We start from the raw sequence: 25,578 nt of genomic DNA, 5'->3' as shown, positions 1-25,578 counted from the left end.
TCCGATGATCCGCGTGGCGGTGGTCGACGATCACACTCTGGTCCGGGAAGGACTGACCTTCGTCCTGAATGCCCACCCGGACATCACGGTCGTCGCGCAGTGCGCGTCCGGCGAGGAACTGCTCGCACAGGCACTGGACGGGATCGACGTGATCCTGCTCGATCTCTACATGCCCGGGATGGACGGTCTGGAGACCTTGCGGCGGATCGGCACGGTCACCAAAACGCTGATGCTCACCACTGTGGGCCGGGACAGGGACATCCGTCAGGCGTTGAGTCTCGGCGCCGGCGGCTTCGTGCTGAAGGACTCCACCGGGTCGGAACTCGCCTCCGCGGTCCGTGCGGTCCACTGCGGAATGACGGTGATCAGCCCGGTAGCGGCGACGAGCCTGTCCATCCACCATCCGGTGCTGACGCCGCGAGAACGTGACGTGCTGGCGATGCTCGGCCGTGGACTGTCCAATCGCGACATCGCGAGCGAGCTGGGCCTTGCCGAACGGACGGTGAAGGTCCACGTCGGCAACGTGCTGGCGAAACTCGGCGTGCCCAGCCGCACCCAGGCGGCGCTGAAGGCCGACGCCATCCTCAACAACTGAACCAGGGGACGCCCGTAGGCGCCCCCTGATCACTCAGTACGCGGCGTCCTCGAGGACGACGCTGGTGTCAGCAACCTGCGCTGTACCCGCGTAGTTGCGCTCGACCCTGGCCTTCTCGCTGGCGTTCGGGTTGGGGTTCGTGCAGCTCACGCCGCCCGTCGAGCCGGACATCAGCGACGAGCACGGACCGGGCTTGACGTCCGGCAGCCCGAGGCTGTGGCCCATTTCGTGGGCCGCGATCCGGGTCACGTTGTACCCCTGGTCGACCGCCTGCCTGCCCATCCAGATCGTCACTGTCTGGTTGGGACGGACCGGTCCGAGCTGGGCGCGCGGCCAGCCTGGATCAGCGATCAGCCGGATGTTCACCCGCTGGCCCGCGGTGGCCTTGCGGATCTGCACATTCGTCACGCTGCTGTTCCATACCTGGACGGCCGCCGCGATCTGGCTCGAGTACTGCGTTGCCTGGCTGTCGTCATAGGTGAGCGTGGTCGCCAGGACCGCGGGCGCCGCAGCGGCCGAGGTCGCGGTGACCACCGTGACGGGCATAGCCAGCGCCGCGCCGACCATGACACCTGTGATTGTGCGTCGAAGCACGATTTACTCCTCGCTTTGCAGGGGTTTGGAGTAACCGTGGCGCCGGGGGTTCATGCCGGCGCCATAGCCCGATGTTATGGCCCTGTTCGGCGTCGGCGGAACCCGCCGAAGGTTGCCTGGCACGATCGTGGACATGGACAGTGCTGAGGTCTCGTTGCGGGGTTTGGCGTTGGGCGACGCATTCGGCGAGACGTGGTTCCGTAGCACCCGTGCACCGCGCCTGCTCGCGCCAGGTCCGTGGCATTGGACTGACGACACCGCGATGGCCCTTGGCGTGTTTCGAGTGCTCAACCGCCATGGCGAGATCGACCAGGACGCCTTGGCGCAGGAGTTCGCCGCCGAGTACACCCGCGACCCGCACCGGAACTACGGGCCTGCGATGCACGACGTTCTCCAGGCGATCCACAACGGCGAACCGTGGCGCGAAGTGGCGGCCCGGCAGTTCGGCGGCTTGGGATCGTGGGGCAATGGCGCGGCGATGCGAGTCCCGCCGGTCGGCGCGTACTTCCCGCTGGATGAGGTCGCTGACCAGGCGATCAAGTCCGCGGTCGTGACGCATGCTCATCCCGAGGCGGCGGCCGGAGCCGTGGCTGTCGCGGTGGCGACAGCGTTGTCAATCAACGGTGTGACTGGCTCGGAGCTGCTCGACGAGGTGATCGACCGCGTGCCGGACGGACTGGTCCGCGAGGGTCTGCGGCGGGCTCAGCGGATCGGGTTCGAGGTGGATCCCCGCAACGCGGCGGGCACGCTTGGCAACGGGAGCAAGCTGTCCGCGCCCGACACCGTGCCGTTCGTGGTGTGGAGCGCGGCAAGGCGCCTCGACGACCTCGTCGAAGCATTGTGGGACACGGTCATCGCAGGCGGCGACACGGACACCAACAGTGCGATGGTCGCGGGCATCATCGCGCCCCGGACCGGGCTCGACGCCGTACCAGCCGAGTGGTGGCAAGCCGCCGAGCCCCTCCCCCTCTAAACCCGTGTCCACCACACCAGCACACCGTGTCCACCACACCAGCACGTCGAGATGCGCTTTCCGGCACGGGGTTGACCCGTTTGGCGGGCACGGATGTTGGAGAGATGCGGTTCGACGATCTTGCCGAAGGAGATCGTTGGTCGTGCCGAAGCCTTATCCGGCTCTTCACGGTTGAGGGTGTAGTCGTGGCGTCCCGTGCGGAGTCGTTCCATCCGGTTGTGTCCGGACTGCTCATGCGGTCTCGGTCTGAAGGGCGGGGCCAAGGAGGAGTCCACCGTCGATGACGTACTCCGACCCCGTGATGAACGAGGCGTCTGATGACGTCAGGAACAGGAGCAGCTGGGTGACGTCGGCCGGTTCTCCAAGCCGGGGAATGGCGAACGGCTCGGGTGAGTAGAAGTCGGCGATTGCCGCGACTGCGCCAGCTGCTGGTTCGTGGATGAAGGAGGTCGCGATCACGCCGGGGTGGATGGTGTTCACCCGGATGTGGTCGCGGCCGAGCTCGAGTGCTGCCGTTTGGGTGAGGCCTCGCACGGCCCACTTGCTGGCGACGTACGGCGCGTAGTGAGCCGTGCCGCCCAGGCCCATGGTCGAGGCGATGTTGACGATGGCTCCCCCTGCTGCGCGGCGCAGAGCGGGGGCTGCGACCTTGATGCCGAGGAAGGTCCCTGTGAGGTTGATGTCGAGGATGCGCGACCACGTGGCCTGGTCCGTGGTTTCGATTGTTGCAGGCGGGTTCTGCACGCCCGCGTTGTTGACGAGCACGTTCAGGGCGCCGAAGGCGCTCTCGGCGGCTAGCACAGCGGCGGACCACGACCTCTCGTCGGTAACGTCAAGGCGGGCGAAGCGAGCACGGGTCCCGAGCTCGTCCGCGAGAGCGGCGCCGCGTTCCGCGTCGATGCCGCCGATCACCACGTTCGCTCCCTCCGCGTGAAAGGCGCGCACGTGGCTCGAGCCCTGACCACCGGTCCCACCGGTCACGAGCACGGTCTGGTTGTCGAAGCGAGGCATCAAATGTTCCTTCGGTACGTGCGTGAATGACCGGGATCATCAATGAAGGACGGCGGCCAATGGTGAGCCGGGCGACTCACCATCCCTGACACTAGGTCGGCCGCAGTGGCGAGTCAAGCCACTCACCTCGTATGCTCGGCCCATGGGCAGGGTTGTGACGACGTACCACCAGCGCGTCGCCCAAGAGAAGCGCGCGCTGATCGTGACGGCCGCGACCGCACTGTTCCTCGAGTTGGGCTACGACCGCACGTCGCTGGCACGGATCGCAGAGTGCTCGGGCGTTTCGCGGGCCACCTTGTTCAAGCAGTTCCCGAGCAAAGCTGCCCTCTTCGACGCCATCGTCACGGAGTCCTGGTCGACCGCTGACGAAGAGGATCCTCCGCCAGCAGGCAACGTCATCGACGGGCTCAGCAGCATCGGTCGCCGCTACGCCGAGCTGTTGAGCCGCCCCCAGATGACCGACCTGTTCCGAATCGTCATCGCCGAGCTGCCGCGATTCCCCGAGCTGGCCCACGCGCAGTTCTCGCACGGGAAGATGCCCTACTTCGAGTCCGTACGCAGCTACCTCCTAGCCGAGCACGAGGCGGGAACGGTGCGGGTAGAGGACGTGGATCTCGCAGCCACCCAGTTCCTGGGCATGATCTCCAACTACGTCTTCTGGCCGACACTCCTAGTGCCGGGCTGGGAGGTTAGCGCCGAACGCGTCGCTCAGGTAGTCGACGAGGCCGTCCGCACCATCGCCGCCCGGTACGCCGCGACTGGACCAGGGGCGTCCACCAAAGACTGAGTCCCGCCGCCACCAAAGAAGCTGATGCCTACGCAGTCCGCCCTCACTGGGCACCGTCGGCGACCCGTATGACAACGCCCTGGCCGAGGCATTCTGGGCACGCCCGCACACCGAGCAACTCGACCGGCAACGCTGGCGCACCAGGATCGAGTGAACGATGTCTGCCAAAACGGGGTAAGCCCACACGGCGAAACGCCCGGCGGCTGGTCGCGCCGGGCATTTCGGTGTGCCGGAATGTGTATTTCGGTGTGCCGGAGTGGTGGACACGCCGGAGGGGTCAGGCGGTGAGGAGCTTCTCCAGGTCGTCGAGGATCTTGTTGGCCGAGGTCACGCCTATGCCGGTCATCCAAATCTCGTCGTCCACGACGTACACGCGGCCGGCCGCCACCGCGGACAGCTTGTTCCACAACGGACCGGCAGTCGTCTCGGCCTGTTTCTGCGCGGCCTTCTCACCGAAGGCCGAGACGAAGATGACGTCACCGTCCACCTCTTGGATGCGCTCGGGTGAGACCGCGTCGAACCGCTTGTCCGACTTGTCGGCGAGTTCCTGGCGAGCCGGGCGGGGCACGCCGGCGTCCTTCAGCACGATGCCGCTGAAGGACTCGGGGCCGTACACCCGGATCTCGTCCGGCCGGAACCGCACGATCGACACCTTCTGCGAGGTGCGCTTCAACCCGGTGGCGCGCTGCTTGTACTTGTCCAGCAGCGCCTGCGCCTCCGCCTTCTTGTTCAACGCGTCCGCGTCGAGCAGGAAGTTCTCCTTCCAGGTGATGCCGACCTTCTCGGTGAACACCGTCGGAGCGATCGTGGCCAGCTCGTCGTAGAACTTCTCCTGGCGGAACTTCGAGCCGAGGATCAGGTCCGGCTTCAGCGCCCTGATCGCGTCGAGGTCGGGTTCGGTCAGGGTGCCGACCGGCTTGACCGACTGGAACCCCGCGCCGAGGTACTTCGGGATGGTCGCGTTCTGCGCGGCCTGCGCCGCACCGACCGGCGTCATGCCGAGGCTGAACATGGAGTCCAGCTTGTCGGTGTCCAGCACGACAACGCGCTGCGGCGACGCGGGCACCTGGGTCTCACCCATGGCGTGCTTGATCGCCCGGGTCTGGCCGGACTCGGGAGCGGGTGCGCCGCCAGGCGGGGTGGTGCCCGTCCCGCACGCGCTCAGCACGAGCGCGGCAGCGAGCAGCGTCGCGATCTTCCGCATGGGTGTTCCTTTCCTTCAGCGCTTGCGGCGCACTAGCAACCAGACCAGGTACACGCCGCCGAACGCGGCGGTCAGTACACCGACTGGAAGTTGGGTGGGAGCGAAGACGGTCCGCGCGGCGGTGTCGGCGACGACCGTCAGCAACGCGCCGGTCAGCGCGGCGCAAAACAAAGGTGGCCGCTCGGCCTTGGCGAGCGTGCGTGCGATCTGTGGCGCGGCCAGCGCCACGAAGTCCACCGACCCGACCTGGGAGGTCGCGAACGCCGCGAGGATGACGCCGGACAACGCCATCACGAGTCGACGCGGGCCGACCCGGACGCCGATCGCTCGCGCGACGTCATCCGACAGGGCTGAGGTGTCCAGCGCGCGGCCAGCCCAGAACAGCACGGGCGTCAGTACGGCGATCACGATGGCGACGACCAATGCCTCGTCGTAGCCCCAACCCGCGAGCGTCCCGACGAGCCAGACCTGCGCGCGTTGCCCGTCGATCGGAGCCGCACCGATGATCACGATCTCGGTCAACGCCTTGAGCGCCACCGCGACCGCGATTCCGGCGAGCACAAAGCGATTCGCCCGAACGGACCCGAACAGCAGGACGACCGCGGCGGCGCCGAGACCGCCGAGCAACGCGAGCGGCGGCAGTACGGCGATCGGCGCGCCGGCCACGATCACGATCGTCGCGGCCAAGCCCGCGCCTTGGGAGATGCCGATGACGTCCGGGCTGGCCAGCGGGTTGCGGCTGACGCCCTGCAGCAACGCCCCGGCCAGGCCCAACGCGGCCCCGATGACCATCGCGAGCACGATCCGGGGTGTGCGCAGCTCGACGACCTTCTCGGCCCACGTCGGGATGTCGAACACTGCCCGCAGCACGTCGCCGGGCTCGACGAACGTCGAACCAATGCTCAGCGAAGCGACCACAGCGAGAACCAGCGCGACGACAAGCCCGCCGCCTGTGACGATGCCGCGCCGGTGCAGCGTGAACGACACGGCCGTGGCGGGCCGCACGACGAGTCGTGTCATGCCGTCACCAACCGGGGCCTGCGGACCAGGAACAGCAGGAACGGTGCGCCGAGCACGGCCGTGATCACGCCGGCCCGGATCTCGTCCGGCAACAGGACCACGCGTCCGATCACGTCCGCACCCAGCAGGAACACCACGCCCAGCGGCACGCTCACCGCCAGCAGCCACCGGTGATCGCTGCCGACCAGCGCCCTGGCGAAATGCGGCACGGCCAGTCCCACGAACCCGATCGGGCCCGCTGCCGCCACCGCCGCGCCCGTGAGCAGCACCGATCCCGCCGCTGCCGAGTAGCGGGTGATCGCGACCCGGTTACCGAGGCCGACGGCCACGTCCTCGCCGAGTGCGAGCGCGTCCAGGCCGCGTGCCGAGATCATCGCAAGCAGCAGGCCGACCACGATGAAAGGCAGGACGGTGAACGAGACGTCCGCGGGCCGTCCGGTCAACGACCCGATCACCCAGTAGCGGTACTGCTCGAACGTCTGCGCGTCCAGCGTGAGCACCGCGATCACCACCGCGCCGAACGACGCGTCGAGTGCGGCGCCGACCAGGGCGAGCGTGACCGGGCTTGATCCGCTGCGGGTCCTGGCGGCCAGTCCGTACACGAGCAAGCCCGCGGCCAGCGCACCGAGAATGCCGAACCAGACATATCCGGGCAGCGTCTCGACCCCGAACACGAAGATCGCGATGACCACACCGAGCGACGCCCCCGAGCTCACGCCCATGATCCGCGGTTCGGCGAGCGGGTTGCGGGTCAGGCTCTGCATCAGCACGCCCGCGACCGCCAGTGCCGCTCCGGCCGCCACACCGAGCACGGTTCGCGGGATCCGCTGGGTCTGGACGATCAGGCTGCTCGCCGAGTCGTCCGGGCTGACCAGCGCCCGCCACACCTCGCCGAGCGGGATCCCGAGGTTGCCGACGGCGAGGCTGGCGAAAACCGCCAGAATCGCCAGCACGCCGGCGCCGACAAGCACCAGCGAACGCCGCCGTCCACCCACCGCCACCTCACTGCAATTAGGAAAGCCAAGCCTAAGTCTCCAGCGCAGTGTAAGCATGCGACCGGCGCCATCCACATCGGACCCACTCGGCACCACGCCAAGCGACGACGCCGATCGCGAGCGTGATCGCGGCAACGGGCAAGAGTGGCAGGTACGGCAACAGCGACAAATAGACCGCATAGTGCGTGAGGTAGATGTAGAGGGACGCGCCCGCGAGCAATCCGACCAGTCGTACCAACGGTTTCGGCACGACCAATCTCGGTACCACCATCAACGCGAGCACACCGCCCATCACTACGATCTCTCGGAGTGGATGGCCGAGGAAATCCGGTACCAGCAACAGACATACACCCAGTACGACACATTTCCGCGTCCCCGTGGTCGCCCGTTGCGCCATCCAGCCAAGCATGAAGAACCACAACACACCGTGGGTGCTCAGTCCCCATTCGGGAGTGACCCCGGTGGACTCCAGGAGAACGAGCACGGCGACGGCAGCGCACAGCCCGGTGAAGGCGAAGCCGAAACGGTGCCGCCGCTCGAAGTTCGCGACACCGGGGATCGCGAAAACGATCGCGAGGAAAAGCAGGATCTGCACCAGCACTTCGATGAACCAGTACGCCCACGTGCCGGTGTCCAGATAGTTGTTGACCAGGAACACATTCGCCGGCGTGACATTGTCCGAGACGAACATCCGGTAGGTCAGCCATGCCATCGACGGGATCGCGATCCTGGTCGTACTGCGCAGAATCGCGCCGCTCGGACGAGCGTGCGACAGGCCGAATCTGGCGAAGCTCCAGCCCGCGATCACCAGCAGCAAATGCGCGCCACCCATGATCGTGAACAAGCCGACGTGGGTGCCGACGATCAGCGTGATCGCTATGGCACGCAATACGATGTCGGTCTCCACCATCGCTCCGGCCGAGCGCCGTGGCCGCAGCCGTTCCAATTGCGCCACCGGCATCGTATGCCAGCCGACCGGAACCCGGCCAAGGACACGTTCCAACTCGATCGACATCCGTACATGCGACAGTGAATCGCCGCCAAGGCTGACAAAGGACGCGTCATCAGCGATCTCACGGCGCCCCAGCACACGGGCGAACGCTTGGCGCACAGTCCGTTCCCTGGCCGGCCGATCCGGTGCCATCCGCCGGATCGCCTGATAGTCCATCTTGCCGTTGGGCAATCGCGGAAATCGCTCCACTCGCACGACACAGATGCTGCTTGGTGGCAAACCTGTTCGCGCGTGGACAATTTCGCTCACGCGCTCAACATCCCCATCGAGTACCGCGATGACCAACGAATCACCCGAGTCCACGCACACGACTTGGAATCCGTTGCCGGCAAGCAGCTGTTCGACGTTCGGCAAGTCGATCCGCAGTCCGAACATCTTGGCGAACCGGCTTTTGCGGCCGACGATCTCGTACAGCCCGGCGGCGTTGCGGCGAGCGATGTCACCGGTCGGCAATGCGTCGATCGTTCGCCCCAAAGCCAGATCCGCCGGTTTCTCGGCGTATCCGAGCATCACGTTCGGGCCGCGATAAATCAGCTCACCGTCCTCGGCGATGTCGAACGATCCGCCGGGGATCGGCACACCCACCGCCGCGGGGTTGTCCGCGGCCAGGTCCGGTGGCAGGTACGCCATCCGTGCCGTGGCCTCGGTCTGGCCGTACATGACGAAAAATCGCCATCCGCGCTGCTGTCCGAGCCTGGCGTAGCGGCGGACGTCAGCCGGAGCGAGCCGGCCGCCCGCCTGGGTGATGTACCGCAGGCTGGGCAGGTCCATCTGGTCGAACCCGAGCTCGTCCAGCAGCTCGAACGTGTACGGAACACCGTGCAGGCTCGTGCCGCCGTATCGCCCGAACATGTCCCAGAAGTCGTTGTCCACCACCGACTTGTCACTCAGCAGCAAACCGGCCCCGGACAGCAGATTGCTGTTGATCACGGACAGGCCGTAGCAATAGTGCATCGGCAGCGTCGCGGACGCGCGGTCAGTGGCACGGATGTCCAGGTACTGGGCGATGCTCGCAGCGTTCGCCCGCAGGTTCGCCATGGAAAGCCGGACCAGCTTCGGCGAGCCGGTCGAGCCCGATGTGGACAGCAACAACGCGAGATCCGGGTGCAGATCGTGCACCTTTTCCGGGTCGTACACCGATCGCAGGCTGTCGTCCGCGGCTAGCAGGACCACGTGACCGCCTTGCAGACCGGCCAGATAGGTCACGAGCGAGTCGAGGTCGTTGCGTGCCGTCACATGCAGAAGCCGTCGGTCAGACCCGAGCTCATCGACCACTTCGGACACACGATCGGCAAGGTCGTGATAGGACACCTCGGTACCGTCCGGTGTGACGACGGCTAGCCGATGCCCGTGCCTGCGCAGGTCGAACAGGGCACCAACGGTCTCGATTGTCTGGCTCATAGCTCATTTCCAGGGAAGAACAGCACCGGCCCCCGTACGGTCACCGCAGTGTTCTCCCCCGGTTTGACGTGCGTTCCCAGCACTCTGGAACGCACCTGCGTGCCGTCGCGCAGCCGCAACAGCACAGTCGCGCCATGGCCGTGGAACCGGACGTCGACCACGGCCGCCTCCGCTCCCTCACCCAGGCGTAGTTGCTCCGGCCTGATGAGCACCGTGCCCGCGCCTTGGCCTTTCACCCCGAACCTGCCCAACGGTGTCTCCACCGACCCCTGCGTTGCCGTGGCCGGGAAAGTCACCGCCTCGCCGACGAACAACGCCACCCCGAGATCGGCCGGGGACGTGTAGATCTCTTGCGGTGTCCCGAGTTGCGCGACCGCTCCGTCCCGCAGAACCGCGACCAGGTCCGCGACACCCAGCGCCTCCTCCTGGTCGTGCGTGACCAACAAAGCCGTCGCACCCGTGGCCCTGAGGGCTGCCCGCACGTCACCGCGCAGCTCGTCGCGCAGACCTGCGTCAAGCGATGAGAAGGGCTCGTCCATCAAAATGACGCCAGGCTTGGGCGCGAGCGCACGCGCCAATGCGACTCGCTGCTGTTGCCCACCCGACAGCTCACTGGGCATCCGCTGGCCGAAGTCAGCCAAGCCGACCAGGTCGAGCAGCTCGCCGACCCGGCCATTGCGGCGCTCGTCCCTGCTCAGTCCAAAAGCGACATTCCTGGTCACGGTCAGATGCGGGAACAACGCACCCTCTTGCGGAACGATACCGATTCCACGACGTTCCGGTGGGATACCTGCCAGGTCACGACCGCCGAGCTCGATCCGCCCCGCGGCAGGCGTGTGCAACCCGGCAACGACCCGCAGCAGGGTCGTTTTGCCGCAGCCGGATGGCCCGAGCACGGCCACCAAAGCACCCTCGGGCACCACGAGATCGAGTCCACGCAGCACCGGATCGGTCCCGTACCCGGCGACCAACCCCTTGACGACCAATCCGGTCATCATATCCCTCCTTTGTGGAGGAACCGGTCAAGGATCAACGCGGGCACCGCCGCCACCACGAGCAGCACGGCCGCGTACGGCGCCGCTGCGGCGAACGCGGAGACGTCCGTCTTGCTCCACAACTCCGTCGCCAACGTGTCCGTCCCAGTCGGCCTGAGCATCAATGTGGCAGGCAATTCCTTGGCACAGGTCAGGAACACGAGCGCGGCACCAGTCAGCACGCCAGGCGCCGCCAACGGAATCGTGACCAGCATTCGAGTCGCGGCCCTGCCTTTGCCGAGCGACCGCGAGACGTCCTCAAGCACCGGCGGTGCGTTCGCGACAGCGGTCCGTACCGCGGAGACCGCCAACGGCAAGAACAAGACCGCGTAGGCGAAGGCCAGCATCGGAGTTCGCTGATAGAGGCCGGGTACGAACCGGACCGCGAAGAACACCAACGCCAGCCCGACCGTGATGCCGGGCAACGCATGTCCGGCGAAGCTCGCGAGCTCCACTCCCCTGGCGAGCCTGCCACTGTGCCGGACCACGTACACCCCGACCGGGACCGCCAAGATCACCGCGAACAGTGCACCCAGGGCGGAGACCGTCACCGTGCCCCAGGTCGCGGCGAGCAGTCCGGCCACATCGATCCCGGCCGAGCTGCCGATGACCAACCAACGGACGAGACTGAAAACCGGGACACCCAACGACAGAACAACCAGCACGACAACCGCGAACACAGCAGGACCGCGGGCTTTGCCCAGCGGGACAACGGTGACAGTGCGTCCCGCGTTCTTGGAGGATCGTGCCGCCCACGCTCCCCTGGCCTTGCGCTCGCCGATCGTGAGAGCCAAAGCCAAGATCACCAGGACACAGCCGAGGATGGCGGCCGGTGTGCGGTCGAATGTCGCACGGTAACTCGTGTAGATGCCCATCGTGAACGCCTCGTACCGCATCAACGACACAGCACCGAAGTCACTCAAGGCATACAGCGCGACAAGCAGACCGCCTGCTGTCGCGGCTGGACGGATCTGCCGCAGCGTCACCAGGACAAACGTCTGCGACCGGGTTTTCCCCAACGATCGAGCCACTTCCTCCATCGCCGGATCGGCCGACCGCAGCGCCGCGGCCACCGGCAGCAGGACATAGGGAAAGGACACGAGCGTCAGGACCAGGAAAGCGCCACTGAACCCGGAAAGCCATGGCGCATCGGCGATCCAGGTGAAGCCCGAAACATACGACGGCACCGCCAGCGGCAGGACGAGCAGAACCGCCACCGTGCGCCGCGCCGGAAGATCACTGCGGACCACCAGCCACGCGCCAAGCACACCAAGCACGATGCACGCGGCCGTGACAGCGCCTGCGAGCCCAAGGCTGCGTAACGCCAACTCGGCGGTGCGATCACGCCACAGCACTTGCCAGACCGTGGCGTATCCACGCTCGAAGGACCGGACTGCCAAGTAGGCCAAGGGAGTCAACGCGGCGACCGCGGCTATGACGGCCGCCGCGCTCAGTACCGGCGCATTGCTGCGCACGCGGTTCAGCCCGATCAGGACAGCCCCACCTCCTGCAGCACGGACAGCGTCTGCTGCAAGGAGGACAGCTTCGACAGGTCGATATCCGGCCCTTGAAGGGAACCGAGCGGCGGCAATTGGTGCTTGCCCGGTGCGACGGCCGGATTGGCCGGGTATTCCGCTGTCCGGTCGGCGAAGTACCGCTGAGCTTGGTCGGACAGCAGGAACCGCACGGCCTTCACCGCGGCTTCGTTCTGCGGGCTGCCGTTCACCACGCCGACGCCCGCCACGTTCACCAGGCCGAGCGGATCATTGCCGCTGACGAAGTGCAGCTTGGCCTTCACCTTGTCGGCACCGACCTCGGCAACCCGCGCGTACCAGTAGTAGTGGTTGATCAGCCCGAGCGCCAGCTGTCCTTTGTCGACAGCGTCGAGGATGGCGATGTTGTTCTCGAACCGCTTCGGCTCGTTGGCTTTGAACTTGGCCAGCCACTGTTTGGCGCCCTCTTCACCGCGAATCACCCGCAGCCCGGTGACGAACGCTTGCCATGACGCGTTCGTTGGTGCATAACCGACTTTGCCGCGCCACTTGGGATCGAGGATCGCGTCGGCGCTGGCGGGAAGATCGGCTTCGGCGACCTGGCCAGGGTCGTAGGTGACAACTCTGGACCGTGCGGATGTCGCCACCCACGTGCCGTTGTCAGCACGGTATTTCTCCGGCACCAGGCCAAGAACGTCCTGTGGGAGCGCGGCCAGCTTGCCTTGCTCGGTCAGCGCACCGAGCGCCCCCGCGTCCTGCGAGAAGAAGACATCTGCCTGCGTGCCGCCGCCTTCTTCGAGGATCTGCGCGGCCATCTCGGCACTGCCGCCGTAGCGGACTTCGACGTTGCCGCCGACGGATTGCTTGAGCTGTTCCAGAATTCCGCCGACGAGTTCCTTGTTGCGACCGGAATAGATGATCAACGCATCGCCGGCCTCACCAGCGGTGTCCGAACACGCCGCTGGTGAGACCAAAGCGATGGCCAGCAGTGCCGCAATGCTCCGGCGGGGTGCCAATGGCTCCTCCTTGGCTCACCACCTGCCCCCACCAGGTAAGTTAGGCTATCCACGCCAAGGTAAGCCTCGCCTTACGCCGAAACAAGACTCTCTTCGGTTACGGGACGACCTGAACCTGGTCGCCGATCTTCAAGGTGCCGAAGAACTTCGCGGCAGCCGACTTGGAAAGGTGCACACATCCGTGTGACTTCTCACGCAGACTGCCCTGGTGGAAGGCGATTCCACCGTTGAAGAACACCGAATACGGCATCGGTGCGTTGTTGAACTGACTACTGCGGTGGTGCCTGTTCTTCCTGGTCACCTTGAACGTTCCAGGTGGCGTTTCCCACCCTGGCTTGCCGTGGGTGACCGGGACCGGCCCGTACGTGACCGCACCGTTGTTCATCAGCCACGCCTGGTTCGCCGAGAGATCAAGGCATGCCTTCGCGGCAGGACCGCACGGCGCCGACGCGGCTTGCGCTTCGGCGGCGAATCCCACGGTGAGCGCCAGTCCAAGGGGGACACTCGAGATCATTGCCGTCAGGCGACGTACTCGCATCGTTATCACCTCGCTCACTGGACTACCCACGATTAGCGAACGCACACAAGTTATGTGGGTTTTTCACTCGATTGCCCCACATGATCGGACGTCCCGCGTCAGGATGTCTCCATGTCGCTAGTGGACCGGTACGTCGCATCCCGCTATCAGAAGCTCCTGCACGGCAACGTGGTGGGCCTGAGAGGCGAGGAACGCACCGAGTTCGCCCGTGCCATCGCGGCAGATGCCCAGAGCATCAGCGATCACGAGCTCGACCTGCTGTTCGACTCGGACTGGCGTGACCAGATCACCGCCGCGTGGCTGGCCGGCCTCTCGCATCGCACGCAATACCGTGACCGCATCGGGGAAAAACTCCTCGCCAGCGAGGTCACCTATGCGGGACAAGGGTTTTGCCTCGCGCTCGCCCGATTCTCGACACGCGACGACGCATGGCGGCTCGTCGCCTACCTCAGCCACTACTTGCCGCAATCCGCCTGCCGGTACGACCAGACGTGGGCACTGGGAGCCTTGATGCATCTCGACGCCCGCCTGGACACCCGTGAGGCCGAGCGGTTCATCGGCGCAGGCGGCCTGTGGAAACGCTGGGCCGCGTCACTTCCGCCGCAGCAACAGCAACCCGAGTACCACCACATGTTCTTCAACGACGTGTACTCGTTCTCCGAGGAGTGCATCCCCTAACCCCCACAGAAGTTCCCGAATCGTCCAGTGTGGACACGCGAGGAACCCGTCTTCACGTCAAGGCGTGTCGTTGTTTTTCGTCACACGTTAATCTACAGCGGACGTAGTTCTGAACGAAGTGGAGATCGAGCCGGGTCGGGCCCCACACAGAGAACCTGGCGGCTCAGGTAAAGGCGGTCTCGGGCGGCGTTGGCGCGGAGAGCTGCTCGGCGTCAGTGATCACCTTGGCGCCACGGTAGAACTCGCGCAGCTTCTCGCCCGTCACCAGGCGCGCTGGGAACGCCGCGGACGCCGCACGGCGCGCCAGTTCGGCCTCGGGCAGGCTCTCCGCCGACGCGGCCACGACGAGATTGCCGAACCGGCGGCCACGCATCACGCTCGGGTCAGCGAGCAACAGCATCGAGCCGAACACCTCGGCGACGGTCGCGACCACGCGCCGGGCGAACTGCCAGCCTGGCCCGTCGGTCACGTTCATCAAGTACGTCCCGTGCGGCCGCAGGACCCGCCTGACGTCGCGCGCGAACTCGACGGTCGCCATCGCGCTCGGCATCTCGGCGGACACGAACGCGTCCAGCACGATCAGGTCGGCCGAGTCCTCGTTGCGGGTCGCGAGGCCTTCCCTGCCGTCGGAGATCCGCACCCGCAGCGACGGCACGCTGCGCAGGTCCAGCCGTTCCCGGACCATGTCGATCAGCTCTTCGTCCGGGTCGAGCACGAGCTGGCGTGATCCCGGCCTGGTCGCCGCCACGTAGCGCGGCAGCGTGCACGCTCCGCCACCGATGTGCACGGTGTTCAGCGGGCCTTCGGGCAGGCAGTCGATCACGTCACCGATCCGCCGGACGTAGTCGAACTCCAGGTGGGTCGGATCGTCGAGGTCGACGTACGACTGGGCCACCCCGTCGACGCTCAGCAGCCAGCCGTCCGGCCGGTCCAGGTCGCGGATCAGTTCGGCCATGCCGAAGCGCACGTCACGGCGACCGCCGCGCACCCGATGGCCCTTTGACATGCCGTCAGCCTATGTCCGGCACACATCAGCTGTCCCCAAGGGGTTGCGTTGTGGGCCAGGATCTGACGTATGAAGGCCCTGCTTGTCGCCGTTCTGCTGGTGCTGACCGGGTGCGCCGCCGAAGCGCCGCCCGCACCGCCGCAGACCGGCGCGAACGTCTCACCGAAGCTCCAGTTCACCGCCAAGACCCTGGATGACAAGGACTTCGACGGCTCGACCCTGGCAGGCAAGCCGGCGGTGATCTGGTTCTGGACACCGTGGTGCCCGCGCTGTCAGGGCGAGGCGCCGCACATGGGCGCGTTGGCCAAGCAGAACGAGGGCAAGATCGCCTTCGTCGGTGTCGGCGCGCAGGACCAGGTGCCCGCGATGAAGAAGTTCGTGGCGGAGAACGAGGTCAGCGGCTTCACGCACCTCAACGACGCGAACGCGGCGATCTGGACCCGGTTCGGAATCACCCAGCAGCCCGCGTACGCGTTCGCCTACGCCGACGGCACCATCGAAATCGTAAAACAGCAGCTCAGCGAGATCGGGTTGAACGAACGGGTCGCCAAACTCACCGCGCGATAGCGCCCTAGGCGCTTGGGCAACTCGCGCCCTGCGCCGGTTGCACCAGATCGATGAAATACCGGTCGGTGACCTGCTCGGTGCAGGCGGTGCGGTTGTAGACGCCGTGACCAGCGCCTTCGTACGTCAACAAGGCGCTGCGAGGAATCTGCCTGCTGACGTTGACGGCCCATTCCAGATTCGTCGCCGGGTCGTGCCGGGAATTGAGCACAAGGACCGGCACGCGGATGTCGGGTTCGCGCTGCGGATTTGCCGCTGGAATCGGCCAGCCCGCGCAGATCGAGGCGATCTGCCACACCATGTGCGTCCGCATGTGCGGCGCCATCGCCTTGAGCCGCGCCCATTGCCAACGCCATTCCAGCTCGGATCGGAAAGTGATCCTGTGGTCGGCACAGAATGCCGCCATGGGGAAGAACCCCTTCGAGGACGGGAACTCCACCGCGGCTCCAGGCGGCAGCAGGCCGGACAGCCTGGCCAGCCGATCCGCGAGTCCCGGCCAGTCGGGCCGGTACAGCCACACCCGCATGGTGAGCCACGACAACTCGGTGGGTGTGATGTCCTGTGCGGGGTTGCTCGGCTCGGTCAGTTCGCCGCGTTCAGCCTTGCGGTAGAGGTCATCGAAGAGTGCACCGACGTCTTTGCCATGCAGCACACAGGATTGCGTCCGGGCACACCAATCGGTGAAGGCCTTGAACGAGTCCTCCACGCCGCGAACAGATGACTCAAGCAGTTGCCTGGCGGACAAGCTGTGGTCGAAGACGCTGTCCAGCACCACGGCCCTTGTCCTGTGCGGGAACATTTCCGCGTACGTCTGAGCCGCCAGCGTGCCGTATGACCGACTGTAGAGGGAGATGCGCTGTTCGCCGATCGCGGCGCGGATCGCTTCGACGTCACGCGCCACATCGCGACTGCTCATGTGGTCGATCACGTCAACGGGTTGCTTGCGGCAATCGGCCGCCACTGCCCTGCTGTACTCGATCACGTTCGCGAGCCGGCCGCCGGTGTCCGGGTTCAGGTTCGGCACGTCGTCGATCAGGCCGGTATCGCACTTGACCCCGCCGCTTTCGTTGATACCCCTGGGATCCAGCGTCACGATGTCGAACCGTTCGGCGGCGGCCTTGGAAAGCCAGTTCTTGCCGAGCAACTGCCCGCGCCCGGAATCGCCAGGGCCACCGGGCAGATAGATGACGGTGCCGATCTTGCGGTCAGTGGTCGCGGCCCGGCGGGCCAGCTTCAGCGTGACAACGCCTCGGCCGGTAACCCAGTCCACAGGCACCTGTAAGTCGGCGCACCACACTTCCTCGTTCTGTGGGCACTTTTCCCAGCGCAACCCCGCCGCCTGCGCGCTGGCGGGAACTGTGAAAGCAGCAGCAGCGAACACTGTGGACACAGCGGTCGCGAGCCGGTATCGAGGCATTCGTCCCCCTTGGTTTGTCGGCGCCCATCCGATCACGACACCACCGGGCACCACCTCAGGGAGGATCCCTTGATCATCCCTGAGGCCAGCCGTTGGATCGATTCGGGGTCATCCCTTGGTACGACAACCGGCTTTGCGGCCCGAACGCGGTGTTAGCGTCGGATCCGCAACCGATCGAACTGGGGAGAGGATCCACATGGGACTGTTCATCGCACTGGAAGTCATCGGCATCATCGGTATGGTGCAAGGCTTCGGCTCGACGCTGGTCACCCAGGTGTGGGGCGGCAACTGGCAGATGATGCGCTGGGCACTGGACTGGCAGCCGGTCAGCGGCATCGCGATCGGCGTGCTCGGACTCGTGCTCGCCTCAATCGGCTGGGCTGGCCAGAAACGCGCGAAAGCATCGCGTGACTAGGTGCACTGGGGCGGCGTGGTGTCATCATCGCGCCGCACCCGTCCATGACGGATGTCAGGCCTAACTGCTGACAGAACGCCGAAGCGCCCAAGCTTGCGCGCTCCTACCGTCGAGGTATGGCGAACAAAGCGATCAAGACCCTGGTCCCGATCCTGCTGAAGGACATCCTCCCGCCGGTCGCGATCTACTACGTGCTCAACGCGGCCGGAGCCAACGACTGGATAGCGCTGCTGGGCGGAACGGTCGTCTCCGCGGGCTTGCTCGTCACCGACGCCGTCCGCTCCCGGCGCCTCGACCCGTTCTCCGGGTTCATGCTGACGATCTTCGGCCTTGGTCTGATCGCGGCGGTCGCCTTCAACGACCCGAAGTTCGTCATCCTCAAGGCGTCGCTGATGACTGGGATCATCGGCGCCGCGTTTCTGATCAGCTGTGTCGTGGGCAAGCCGTTGACCTATTTGGCCTATCGCAGGGCCGTCGGCGGAAACATCGGCCAGGAACATGATGGACTCATGCGTTTGCTGAGTGTGGTATGGGGCACGGGATTGCTGGCCGAAGCGATCGTACGGGCCGTCCTGGCGTACCAATTGGCTGTCAGCACGATGGTCGGCCTGTCCACTGTGCTGTCCATTGGCACGATCGCGCTGCTCCTGCTGATCACCGTTCAGGTAGCGAAACGCGCACGGGCCAAGCGATCCGGTCAGCGGATGATCAACTCTGTGCATTCTTCGTGATCACATCGAGCTACCACCATCGCTTGAGTTGACCGACGCGTACGGCACACTTGCCCACGATGGTCGCCACATTCGTCGGTCGTGCACACGAGCTCGCCGTCCTCGCCGATGCGAGGAGGTGGGCTGCTGCCGGGCGCCGTCAGCTTGTCGTGGTGACGGGCGAAGCGGGCGTGGGCAAGACATGGTTCTCCGAACACGCGTCGGCCGAGGCTGAACGCGACGGGTTCGAAGTGATCTGGGGCCGCTGCTGGCCGCACGGCGGTGCGCCCGCGTTGTGGCCGTGGCCTGCTGTCCTGCCCGCGTTGGCAGGTCCGGCGGGCGCTGAACTGCTCGCTGCCGACTCCGGCCGCGATCACGTTGACCCAGAACGGTTCGCGCGGTTCGCCGCGGTCGGCGACCTGCTCATGGCGTCCCGCGGCAAGACACCGACGATGATCGTCATCGATGACGTGCATTACGCGGACGAAAGCGCATTGCTGCTCACCCGGTTCCTCGCCGCCACGCTGGACCGATTGCCGCTGGTCATGGTTCTCACCAGGCGGAACACGCCCTCACAGAGCAGTGCCGCCGCCGAAGCGTTGCTCGGTGAACTGCAGGCGGGCGCCACGACCATCGCGTTGCGCCCGTTCGACCTCAATGACGTGACGGCGTTGCTGGACGCGCACGGCCAGCCGAGTCCTGACCAGGCCGTGGCCACGACTTTGCTGCGAGTCACCGGCGGCAGTCCGCTTTACCTTGCCCGTGCGGTGGATCGCGGGTGGACCGGGACTGGACCGGCCACTTTGGAGCATGCCATCACCGAGGCGGTGACCCGCCTCAAGCCGGAGCACAGCCGGATACTGGCGTTCGCCGCACTGCTCGGTGTGGACGGCTCGGTCGGCGAGGTCGCGAGCATCTGCGGCCACTCGCCCGCCGAGGTCCTGCGAGCGTTGACCGCCGCGCAGGCCAAAGGGCTCGTAGAGCTTAGGCCGAACGGATGCACCTTCCACGACTTGGTGCGGGAGGCGGCGCTCGACCAGTTCGAGACGACCGAACTGCTGGACGCGCACGCCCGGGCCGCGACGATCCTGACGGGCAACCCGGAACGCATCGCGCACCACGCCCTGGTCGCGGCTATGCGCTCGAACGCCGACGCGGAGATCGCGATCGGCGCGTGCCGTGAGGCGGCGGATTCGCTGCGCCGCGGCTACGCCTACGAGCGCGCGGCGGACCTGCTCAGCCGAGCAATCACGCTCGCGCAGCACAGCCCTGACCTGCCAGGACGTGCCGAGCTCCTGATCGAATACGCCGACGCGGTGTTGGCGTGCGGTCGTCTCAACGACGCCCGTGCCGCATTCGAGGAATCGACCGAGGCCGCCGAACGGGCAGGCGACCCAGTCCTGTTGGCACGCTCGGTGCTCGGGCTGGGCGGCGTGTGGGTGCACGAATACCGCAACGCCGCGGTCCGTGGCCATGTCCTTGCCCGCCAACGGGCCGCACTCGCGATGTTGCCGCAGCACCAACGTTCCTTGCGGTGCAGGCTTTCGGTCCGGCTGGCCGCTGAGGCCGTGTACGAAGGCGCGGCCGTCGACGAGGTTCTCCAAGCCATGGAACGAACCAGGGCGATCGGCGACCCGCATGCCCTGGCTGACGCGCTTTCGTTGACACATCACGCTTTGCTCAGCCCTGAACACGCCGAGATGCGCCTGCCGCTCGCCGAGGAACAGATCGCGGCCGCTTCCGCCGCCGGTGACGGAATCCTCGCACTGTTCGGATTGCTGTGGCGGACAACGGATCTGTACCTGCTCGGCGATCCTGGCGCCGAGCGATCGTTGACTGAACTGAGGCAACGATCCGCCACCCTCGGCGTCGCTTCCACCGGGTTCATCGTGGCGTGCATGGACGTGATGCGGCTGATCCGGGCGGGCAAGTTCGACGAAGCCGAAGCGGCCGCCGGGCAGTGCCTGCAGCAAGGCCTCGAGGTCGGGGACGCCGACTCCACCGGCTACTACGCCGCCCAGTTGCTGGACATCCGCTGGCTGCAGGGCCGGGACGCCGAACTGGCCGGCCTGGTCACGCAAACTCTGACGTCCGCGACCCTCGCGGTCGGCGAATACGGCTTCCGGGCCTCGGCGGTGATGGTCCTCGCGCGCGACGGCAGGCACGCCGAAGCCCGGGCCGCCTTGGCGCCGATGCTGAAGATCGGCCTGGCCAACGTGCCCAAGTCGAGCACGTGGCTGGCCGCGATGGTCGGCCTGGCGGAGGCGTCCGCGCTGCTCAACGACGCGTCGCTGGCCGCGGAAGTCGTGGAGTTGTTGCGGCCCTTCGAGGACCTGCCGGTCATGGTGTCGCTCGCGGTCTGTTGCCTCGGCGCGGTCGCGACTTCGCTCGGCGTCGCCTCGCTCGTCGCGGGCGATCCGGTCGCCGCTGTGGCGTATCTGGAGAAGGCGATCAAGGTCAACGTCCGGATCGAGAACCGGCCCGCGCTGGCCAACAGCCGCGCGCAACTCGCCAAAGCCCTTGTCGCCCGCGGCAGGCCTGGTGACCTCGAGCGGGCAAGGACTGTGCTGGCGCAGGCAATCGACGAAGCCGGCGCGATAGGCATGAGCACCCGCGTCGAACAGTGGACCGCGCAGGCGGAAATGCTGGCGCCGTCGACAACTCCGGCCGTGCTGCATTGGAGCGCCGGTTGGACCGTACGCAGTGGCAGCGACACCTATCGGCTGCCTGACCTCGTCGGCCTGGACTACCTGAGTCGTCTGCTGGAGAACCCCGGCGAGGACCTTGCCGCGGTGGACCTGGTCGGCTCGGCGGTGCTGGCCGGGCGCCAGGAACTGCTGGACGACACAGCACTCGACGCGTACCGAAGACGCGTCCGTGACCTGGACAAAGCCATCGACGACGCCGAAACGAACGGTGAGGGGTCCAAAGCCGAAAAGCTGCGCACGGAACGCGACGCGGTCGCCAACGAACTCGTCCGCGCCATGGGGCTGGGCGGACGAGTCCGCGGCTTCGCGTCCTCCCCCGAACGCGCGCGAACGGCCGTGCGCAAGGCGATCAAACGTGCCCTCGACGTGATCACCGAGCACGACCCGGTGCTCGGTGGTGAGCTGCGCTCGGCAGTCACCACCGGCACCTCCTGCCGCTACACGCCCACCACCCGGCAGTGGAGTGTGCGGCGGGACCCCTGACGTCACGCCGAAACAGCGTTTGCCCGCAGGATGGCCACGTGCAGGTCGCGGATCGCGGCCACGGGACCAGTGCCCAGCTCGGTCGCCAGCGTCGTACGCAGCCGTTCGTACGCCACCAGCGCCCGTGCAGGCTCCCCTAGGGCGTCGTAGGCCCGCATGAGCATCCCGTACGCCCGTTCGTCCAACGGGTCCGCGATGATCGCCGCCTCGGCAATGGCCTGTGCCTTGGCTGGTTGGCTGACTCGCAACGCGCACTCAGCACCCGCGTGCCGCCCTCGACGCAGCAACCCTGTTTGCATTGCCCGCGCCCGCTCTGCCCACTCGGGCGCCGGGTAGTCCATCAGCACCAGGTTGGTGCCGATCAGCTCGAGGCCGTTCTCGGCCGCGACCAAGCCGGTCCCTGGCCGGCCGGTGCTCAACGCGGACTCGGCGTACGTGATGTCCTGCGCGGCATCGTGCAGGTCCACCCGGATCGTGTCACCGAGCCGGTACCCGCGCCGGCCGCCGATGATCACCGCCGCACCGAATCTGGCCCGTAACCGGGACACCAACGTGGCCACGTTGGCTCTCGGCTGTTGCGGCGGGGCGTCGCCCCATAGCTCCTCGCCGATGGTCTCCACCGTCACCATGCGCCCCTGTGCCACGCCCAGCAGCGCCAACAAGGTCCGTGCCTTGCGGCTGCCCACGTCGGGCGCTTCCCACGTGCCGTCCATGCCGTGCACAGTGACCTCGCCGACCAGCCGCACCTGCCAGCTGCCCGTCGCGCGCTGCCAATAGTTCATTCCACCCCGGTACTCACCCATGACCTGTAGGCGTGACACGGGTGTGCCACGGGTGTGCCACACACTCCCGTGCCGATGCCGTACCAGTGATCAAGGGACGCACCCACGATGGCATGCCGTGCCAACGCTCATCCTCCATTCGCATGATGTCGAAACGTTCAGCCAACGCACTCGCGGTGTCCCTGTCCGGGTAGCAGCCGCCTGCGACCTTCATCCAGTACGGCGCCACCCGGCGCTGCGTGCGCGCGCGTTTGCTGTCCTTGGCCAGCACGTGTTCGCAGAACAGGAAACGCCCGCCGGGCCGCAGCACCCTGGCGATCTCGTCGAGCACGGGCTCGACTTCGGCAACTGTGCAGAGCACGAGGGTCGACACGACGGTGTCCACGCTGCCGTCCTCGGCGGGCAGATCGCTGCCAGATGTCTGGCGTACAACGATTTCCGGCCGTCCGGCTGCCCTTTGGCGCAGCCTTTTGTACATCGCTTCGTCCGGTTCGGTGAGGATCAGCTCGCTCACTTCACCGGTGTAGTGCCGGAGGTTCAGCCCGGTTCCCGCACCGATCTCCAATACCCGGCCACGTGCCTCACTCAGCAGCGTGGCACGGCGTGCTCGCATGCCGCGCTGCTCCCCCAACCAGAGGAACGGGTCGTAGACCGCGGCGAAGAAACGCTCTTTCATGCGATCACCTTCTCCGCCGCGGATGCCCGGTCGCATCGCCGGAACAGGCCATTTTGGCTACTGGCCGATCCCGGCCACCCGGTTACCCTTGACGGCGTGGCAACACCGCTGGTCCGTTTCGCGCATGTGGGCGACCGTGAAGTGGCGTGGGCGGCCATGGGATCCGGCCCGCCGCTGATCGCGGGCGGCTGGTGGTGCTGTGATCTGGAGCAGGAATGGCAGATGTCGGCCTTCCGGGAGTTCATGACCCTGCTCGCCAGCGGTGTCACACTGATCCGTTACGGCCGGGCGATCGGGTCAGGCCTTGAGGACCAATTGGCCACGCTCGACGCGGTCGTCGCCGAGGTCGGCGCACCGGTTTCGTTGCTCGGCGCGTCTTCCGGCGGCTGTGTGTCCGCCGCGTACGCCGCGCTGTATCCCGACCGGGTCGACCGTCTCGTGCTCTACGGGGCGTACGCCTACGGTGGCGAGATCACCACACCCGAAGCCCAGTCATCCATTGTGGACATCCTTGGCCGGCACTGGGGTGTCGGGTCGAGGTTCCTCGCCGACCTGTTCCTGCCCGACTCCAGCGCCGAGGACCGCAACGAGTTCATCCGGTTCCAGCGCGCCACGATGAGCCCGCAGGAAGCGGCCACCGCGTTGCAGGCGGTGTACAAGTTCGACGTACGCGATCACGTGCGCCAGATCAAGGCGCCGACGCTGGTCATGCATCGCCGCAACGACCGCGTGGTCCCGTTTCGCCTTGGCCGGTCGCTCGCGTCGACGATCCGTGGAGCCACTCTCGTCCCGTTGGACGGCGTGAACCACATGCCGTGGATGGGCGACTCGGCCGCGATCGCCGAGCACACCTTCCGATTCCTCGGCTCCACGCCTTCTTCCACAGTGGACACGACGTCGTTGTCGACGCGGGAGATCGACGTTCTTCGTCTGGTCGCGGCCGGCATGAGCGATCAGGAAATCGCGCAACGGCTGACGCTGAGCGCACACACCGTGCACCGGCATGTGGCCAACATTCGCACCAAACTCGGGTTGCCGTCCCGCACCGCGGCTGCGGCGCACGCGGCACGGTCCGGTCTCATCTGATCCCGGTAAGGACAGTCGCGACGATCCTGCCCACGTCCGGTTTCCGGCTGGCCGGAGTGTGCGGCATCAACCCGGAAAGCACGGCCTCGTGGCAGATTCCGACGATCAACGCAGCCGCTGTGCCGACGTCGGCGTCCGGCCGTAGCCTGCCGATGTCCTTCTCGGCATGCAGGTACGCGGCCAAGCGGTCCCGCCAGCTGTCGTTTTCCAAGTCCCCCAGCCGTTCCAGCACGGCCGGCTGCCCGATCAGACCCGCGAAGGCAGGCAGGATCGCCCGGTGCAGCGCCAAGCCGTACGCCAAGTGAGCCTTCAGGTTCGCCTCGACCGAACCGGAACCCGCCTCCGGCAGCTCGCCGAGGGTGGCTTCGACGTTGCGGACGTGCGTGACCAACGACTGCGCGAGGAGTTCCTCCTTGTCGCTGAAGTGGTTGTACAGCACGCCATCCGCGACACCAGCCTGCTTGGCGATCGCCCGGACGGTCAACCCTGCGGTGCCCTGCTCGGCGATCATCGCGGCGGCCGTGGCGACCAACTGCTCACGCAGGTTGGTTTTCCGCGGCGACATCAGGCGTTGGCCCGCACAAGCCAGGCATGACCGCGCAGCTTCACGGCTTCGGGTGTTTCGAAGGGCTCAAGTGCCTTGGCGAGCGCTTGTTTGGCCTTGGCCGCGGCTTGCGGACCGGCGAGCCCCATGTGGTATTTCACCGGCCCCCAGTCGGCGAAGAACTCGGTGGCGTCTTCGACGTCACGGCCCCAGATCTGGTCGGCCTGCACACGAGTGCACGTGACATCCCGGAATCCAGCGTCCGACAACACCGATTCGGTCCGCGCGGGATCGGCGAACGACGTCGGCCCTGACCCATCCGCGCCCGTCGGCCACGGCAGGTACTCCCCCATCGCGTCGAAGATGGTGCCGAGATCCGTGTCCTGCAACGAAGTCATGCAGAGAAACGCCATCCGGCCGTCCGATGCGAGCGCCCGGCGGATGTTGGTGAACGCGGCGACCGGATCAGCGAAGAACATGATCCCGAACCGGCTGATGGCGATGTCGAAAGAGCCTGCCTCGAAGGGAAAGACCTGCGCGTCACCCTGGGTGAAGGTCACGTTCGGCACGTCCGCGGCCCGCAGCCGCGCAACCGACAGCATAGGAGCCGACAGGTCGACCCCAGTCGCCGACCTGCCAACCCCAGCAGCCAGCCTCGTCAGCTGACCGTTGCCACATCCTATGTCCAGCACCCGGTCATCAGGCCCAATGTGCTCAAGAACGAACTGGTTGAACCCACTGTTCATCGCGTCATACCGCGAATCATGCGCGGCCCAGTGCTGGCCTTCGTACCCGTTCCACGCCTCCGCCTGCGCGGAGTTCACGATGCTCATCGT

General features: G+C 66.5%; 25 protein-coding genes. 9 read left to right on the top strand and 16 right to left on the bottom strand.

Annotation, left to right across the window (positions count from 1 at the left end; translation table 11 throughout):
- The first annotated feature begins 4 nt into the window (after positions 1-4).
- Complete coding sequence (locus B9C43_RS29565) at positions 5-595, top strand: LuxR C-terminal-related transcriptional regulator (RefSeq protein WP_084430204.1); 591 nt, start codon at positions 5-7, stop codon at positions 593-595.
- Positions 596-628: 33 nt separating this feature from the next.
- Here B9C43_RS29565 and B9C43_RS29560 read toward each other — a convergent pair whose 3' ends face one another.
- A complete protein-coding gene (locus tag B9C43_RS29560; protein ID WP_033382934.1) occupies positions 629-1,189 on the bottom strand; it encodes a snapalysin family zinc-dependent metalloprotease in 561 nt (186 codons plus the stop codon).
- 76 nt (positions 1,190-1,265) lie between these two features.
- Here B9C43_RS29560 and B9C43_RS29555 point away from each other — a divergent pair, with 76 nt between their 5' ends.
- Complete coding sequence (locus B9C43_RS29555) at positions 1,266-2,162, top strand: ADP-ribosylglycohydrolase family protein (RefSeq protein ID WP_235038904.1); 897 nt, start codon at positions 1,266-1,268, stop codon at positions 2,160-2,162.
- A gap of 231 nt (positions 2,163-2,393) precedes the next feature.
- Here the strand turns inward: B9C43_RS29555 and B9C43_RS29545 are convergent, their stop codons facing one another.
- Positions 2,394-3,173, bottom strand: coding sequence for a glucose 1-dehydrogenase (locus B9C43_RS29545; protein ID WP_084430202.1), 780 nt, complete (start codon positions 3,171-3,173; stop codon positions 2,394-2,396).
- Between the two features lie 142 nt (positions 3,174-3,315).
- On the opposite strand from B9C43_RS29545, the gene B9C43_RS29540 reads away from it, so the two are divergent.
- Positions 3,316-3,960 carry a TetR/AcrR family transcriptional regulator gene (locus B9C43_RS29540; RefSeq protein ID WP_084430201.1) on the top strand — a complete coding sequence of 215 codons (645 nt, stop codon included), beginning with the start codon at positions 3,316-3,318 and terminating at the stop codon, positions 3,958-3,960.
- 277 nt (positions 3,961-4,237) lie between these two features.
- On the opposite strand, the gene B9C43_RS29535 is transcribed toward B9C43_RS29540, so the two are convergent.
- From B9C43_RS29535 to B9C43_RS29500, 8 genes are all read right to left on the bottom strand, one after another.
- Positions 4,238-5,164 (bottom strand): ABC transporter substrate-binding protein, encoded by a 927-nt coding sequence (locus tag B9C43_RS29535; RefSeq protein ID WP_084430200.1) that lies wholly within the window; start codon positions 5,162-5,164, stop codon positions 4,238-4,240.
- 15 nt (positions 5,165-5,179) lie between these two features.
- Positions 5,180-6,184, bottom strand: a complete 1,005-nt coding sequence (locus B9C43_RS29530; protein WP_084430199.1) for a FecCD family ABC transporter permease — start codon at positions 6,182-6,184, stop codon at positions 5,180-5,182.
- Positions 6,181-7,179, bottom strand: coding sequence for a FecCD family ABC transporter permease (locus B9C43_RS29525; protein ID WP_235038903.1), 999 nt, complete (start codon positions 7,177-7,179; stop codon positions 6,181-6,183). Before B9C43_RS29525 ends, B9C43_RS29530 begins: the two co-directional genes overlap by 4 nt.
- Positions 7,180-7,210: 31 nt before the next feature.
- A complete protein-coding gene (locus B9C43_RS29520) occupies positions 7,211-9,592 on the bottom strand; it encodes an AMP-binding protein (RefSeq protein WP_084430198.1) in 2,382 nt (793 codons plus the stop codon).
- Entirely contained in the window at positions 9,589-10,587 is a 999-nt protein-coding gene (locus B9C43_RS29515) for an ABC transporter ATP-binding protein (protein ID WP_084430197.1), read from the bottom strand. Before B9C43_RS29515 ends, B9C43_RS29520 begins: the two co-directional genes overlap by 4 nt.
- Positions 10,587-12,101, bottom strand: coding sequence for an ABC transporter permease (locus B9C43_RS29510; RefSeq protein ID WP_235038902.1), 1,515 nt, complete (start codon positions 12,099-12,101; stop codon positions 10,587-10,589). The genes B9C43_RS29515 and B9C43_RS29510 overlap by 1 nt, the downstream gene beginning before the upstream one ends.
- A 14-nt stretch (positions 12,102-12,115) precedes the next feature.
- Positions 12,116-13,135: an extracellular solute-binding protein gene (locus tag B9C43_RS29505; protein WP_084430196.1), complete on the bottom strand. Its 1,020-nt coding sequence runs from the start codon at positions 13,133-13,135 to the stop codon at positions 12,116-12,118.
- A 97-nt stretch (positions 13,136-13,232) separates the two neighbouring features.
- Complete coding sequence (locus tag B9C43_RS29500; RefSeq protein WP_051895351.1) at positions 13,233-13,673, bottom strand: L,D-transpeptidase; 441 nt, start codon at positions 13,671-13,673, stop codon at positions 13,233-13,235.
- Positions 13,674-13,784: 111 nt separating this feature from the next.
- On the opposite strand from B9C43_RS29500, the gene B9C43_RS29495 reads away from it, so the two are divergent.
- A complete protein-coding gene (locus B9C43_RS29495) occupies positions 13,785-14,351 on the top strand; it encodes a DUF6000 family protein (RefSeq protein WP_143446667.1) in 567 nt (188 codons plus the stop codon).
- A 163-nt stretch (positions 14,352-14,514) separates the two neighbouring features.
- Here the strand turns inward: B9C43_RS29495 and B9C43_RS29490 are convergent, their stop codons facing one another.
- Complete coding sequence (locus B9C43_RS29490; RefSeq protein WP_084430194.1) at positions 14,515-15,357, bottom strand: spermidine synthase; 843 nt, start codon at positions 15,355-15,357, stop codon at positions 14,515-14,517.
- 69 nt (positions 15,358-15,426) lie between these two features.
- On the opposite strand from B9C43_RS29490, the gene B9C43_RS29485 reads away from it, so the two are divergent.
- On the top strand, positions 15,427-15,924 hold the full coding sequence (locus B9C43_RS29485; protein WP_084430193.1) for a redoxin family protein: 498 nt from the start codon (positions 15,427-15,429) through the stop codon (positions 15,922-15,924).
- 4 nt (positions 15,925-15,928) lie between these two features.
- Here the strand turns inward: B9C43_RS29485 and B9C43_RS29480 are convergent, their stop codons facing one another.
- Positions 15,929-17,338 carry an alpha/beta hydrolase gene (locus tag B9C43_RS29480; protein WP_143446666.1) on the bottom strand — a complete coding sequence of 470 codons (1,410 nt, stop codon included), beginning with the start codon at positions 17,336-17,338 and terminating at the stop codon, positions 15,929-15,931.
- A gap of 196 nt (positions 17,339-17,534) precedes the next feature.
- Here B9C43_RS29480 and B9C43_RS29475 point away from each other — a divergent pair, with 196 nt between their 5' ends.
- The 3 genes from B9C43_RS29475 (at position 17,535) to B9C43_RS29465 (ending at position 21,654) form a co-directional block, all read left to right on the top strand.
- Entirely contained in the window at positions 17,535-17,753 is a 219-nt protein-coding gene (locus B9C43_RS29475) for a hypothetical protein (protein WP_084430191.1), read from the top strand.
- Positions 17,754-17,869: 116 nt separating this feature from the next.
- Positions 17,870-18,484: a VC0807 family protein gene (locus B9C43_RS29470; protein WP_084430190.1), complete on the top strand. Its 615-nt coding sequence runs from the start codon at positions 17,870-17,872 to the stop codon at positions 18,482-18,484.
- A gap of 59 nt (positions 18,485-18,543) precedes the next feature.
- On the top strand, positions 18,544-21,654 hold the full coding sequence (locus tag B9C43_RS29465) for an ATP-binding protein (protein ID WP_084430189.1): 3,111 nt from the start codon (positions 18,544-18,546) through the stop codon (positions 21,652-21,654).
- A 2-nt stretch (positions 21,655-21,656) separates the two neighbouring features.
- Here the strand turns inward: B9C43_RS29465 and B9C43_RS29460 are convergent, their stop codons facing one another.
- Both B9C43_RS29460 and B9C43_RS29455 read right to left on the bottom strand, forming a co-directional pair.
- Entirely contained in the window at positions 21,657-22,436 is a 780-nt protein-coding gene (locus B9C43_RS29460) for an AfsR/SARP family transcriptional regulator (protein ID WP_160096766.1), read from the bottom strand.
- Between the two features lie 13 nt (positions 22,437-22,449).
- A complete protein-coding gene (locus B9C43_RS29455) occupies positions 22,450-23,112 on the bottom strand; it encodes a class I SAM-dependent methyltransferase (RefSeq protein WP_235038901.1) in 663 nt (220 codons plus the stop codon).
- 96 nt (positions 23,113-23,208) lie between these two features.
- Here B9C43_RS29455 and B9C43_RS29450 point away from each other — a divergent pair, with 96 nt between their 5' ends.
- Entirely contained in the window at positions 23,209-24,198 is a 990-nt protein-coding gene (locus B9C43_RS29450) for an alpha/beta fold hydrolase (RefSeq protein ID WP_235038900.1), read from the top strand.
- On the opposite strand, the gene B9C43_RS29445 is transcribed toward B9C43_RS29450, so the two are convergent.
- Positions 24,191-24,763 carry a TetR/AcrR family transcriptional regulator gene (locus B9C43_RS29445; protein WP_084430187.1) on the bottom strand — a complete coding sequence of 191 codons (573 nt, stop codon included), beginning with the start codon at positions 24,761-24,763 and terminating at the stop codon, positions 24,191-24,193. The two genes, B9C43_RS29450 and B9C43_RS29445, sit on opposite strands and share 8 nt — an antisense overlap.
- Positions 24,763-25,575 (bottom strand): class I SAM-dependent methyltransferase, encoded by an 813-nt coding sequence (locus tag B9C43_RS29440; RefSeq protein ID WP_084430186.1) that lies wholly within the window; start codon positions 25,573-25,575, stop codon positions 24,763-24,765. The genes B9C43_RS29445 and B9C43_RS29440 overlap by 1 nt, the downstream gene beginning before the upstream one ends.
- Positions 25,576-25,578: the final 3 nt, after the last annotated feature.

Source organism: Kibdelosporangium aridum (assembly GCF_900176515.1).
GTDB lineage: Bacteria > Actinomycetota > Actinomycetes > Mycobacteriales > Pseudonocardiaceae > Kibdelosporangium > Kibdelosporangium aridum.
The sequence above is the reverse complement of the archived record's forward strand: the minus strand, read 5'-3'. Positions and strand labels throughout refer to the sequence as shown.

Excerpts from the sequence above, each read along its gene's own strand:
- B9C43_RS29565 (WP_084430204.1), top strand. The coding sequence starts at position 5 with ATGATCCGCGTGGCGGTGGTCGACGATCACACTCTGGTCCGGGAAGGA.
- B9C43_RS29555 (WP_235038904.1), top strand. The coding sequence starts at position 1,266 with ATGGCCCTGTTCGGCGTCGGCGGAACCCGCCGAAGGTTGCCTGGCACG.
- B9C43_RS29545 (WP_084430202.1), bottom strand. The coding sequence starts at position 3,173 with ATGCCTCGCTTCGACAACCAGACCGTGCTCGTGACCGGTGGGACCGGT.
- B9C43_RS29540 (WP_084430201.1), top strand. The coding sequence starts at position 3,316 with ATGGGCAGGGTTGTGACGACGTACCACCAGCGCGTCGCCCAAGAGAAG.
- B9C43_RS29535 (WP_084430200.1), bottom strand. The coding sequence starts at position 5,164 with ATGCGGAAGATCGCGACGCTGCTCGCTGCCGCGCTCGTGCTGAGCGCG.
- B9C43_RS29530 (WP_084430199.1), bottom strand. The coding sequence starts at position 6,184 with ATGACACGACTCGTCGTGCGGCCCGCCACGGCCGTGTCGTTCACGCTG.
- B9C43_RS29520 (WP_084430198.1), bottom strand. The coding sequence starts at position 9,592 with ATGAGCCAGACAATCGAGACCGTTGGTGCCCTGTTCGACCTGCGCAGG.
- B9C43_RS29515 (WP_084430197.1), bottom strand. The coding sequence starts at position 10,587 with ATGACCGGATTGGTCGTCAAGGGGTTGGTCGCCGGGTACGGGACCGAT.
- B9C43_RS29500 (WP_051895351.1), bottom strand. The coding sequence starts at position 13,673 with ATGCGAGTACGTCGCCTGACGGCAATGATCTCGAGTGTCCCCCTTGGA.
- B9C43_RS29495 (WP_143446667.1), top strand. The coding sequence starts at position 13,785 with ATGTCGCTAGTGGACCGGTACGTCGCATCCCGCTATCAGAAGCTCCTG.
- B9C43_RS29490 (WP_084430194.1), bottom strand. The coding sequence starts at position 15,357 with ATGTCAAAGGGCCATCGGGTGCGCGGCGGTCGCCGTGACGTGCGCTTC.
- B9C43_RS29485 (WP_084430193.1), top strand. The coding sequence starts at position 15,427 with ATGAAGGCCCTGCTTGTCGCCGTTCTGCTGGTGCTGACCGGGTGCGCC.
- B9C43_RS29480 (WP_143446666.1), bottom strand. The coding sequence starts at position 17,338 with ATGCCTCGATACCGGCTCGCGACCGCTGTGTCCACAGTGTTCGCTGCT.
- B9C43_RS29475 (WP_084430191.1), top strand. The coding sequence starts at position 17,535 with ATGGGACTGTTCATCGCACTGGAAGTCATCGGCATCATCGGTATGGTG.
- B9C43_RS29470 (WP_084430190.1), top strand. The coding sequence starts at position 17,870 with ATGGCGAACAAAGCGATCAAGACCCTGGTCCCGATCCTGCTGAAGGAC.
- B9C43_RS29465 (WP_084430189.1), top strand. The coding sequence starts at position 18,544 with ATGGTCGCCACATTCGTCGGTCGTGCACACGAGCTCGCCGTCCTCGCC.
- B9C43_RS29460 (WP_160096766.1), bottom strand. The coding sequence starts at position 22,436 with ATGAACTATTGGCAGCGCGCGACGGGCAGCTGGCAGGTGCGGCTGGTC.
- B9C43_RS29455 (WP_235038901.1), bottom strand. The coding sequence starts at position 23,112 with ATGAAAGAGCGTTTCTTCGCCGCGGTCTACGACCCGTTCCTCTGGTTG.
- B9C43_RS29445 (WP_084430187.1), bottom strand. The coding sequence starts at position 24,763 with ATGTCGCCGCGGAAAACCAACCTGCGTGAGCAGTTGGTCGCCACGGCC.
- B9C43_RS29440 (WP_084430186.1), bottom strand. The coding sequence starts at position 25,575 with ATGAGCATCGTGAACTCCGCGCAGGCGGAGGCGTGGAACGGGTACGAA.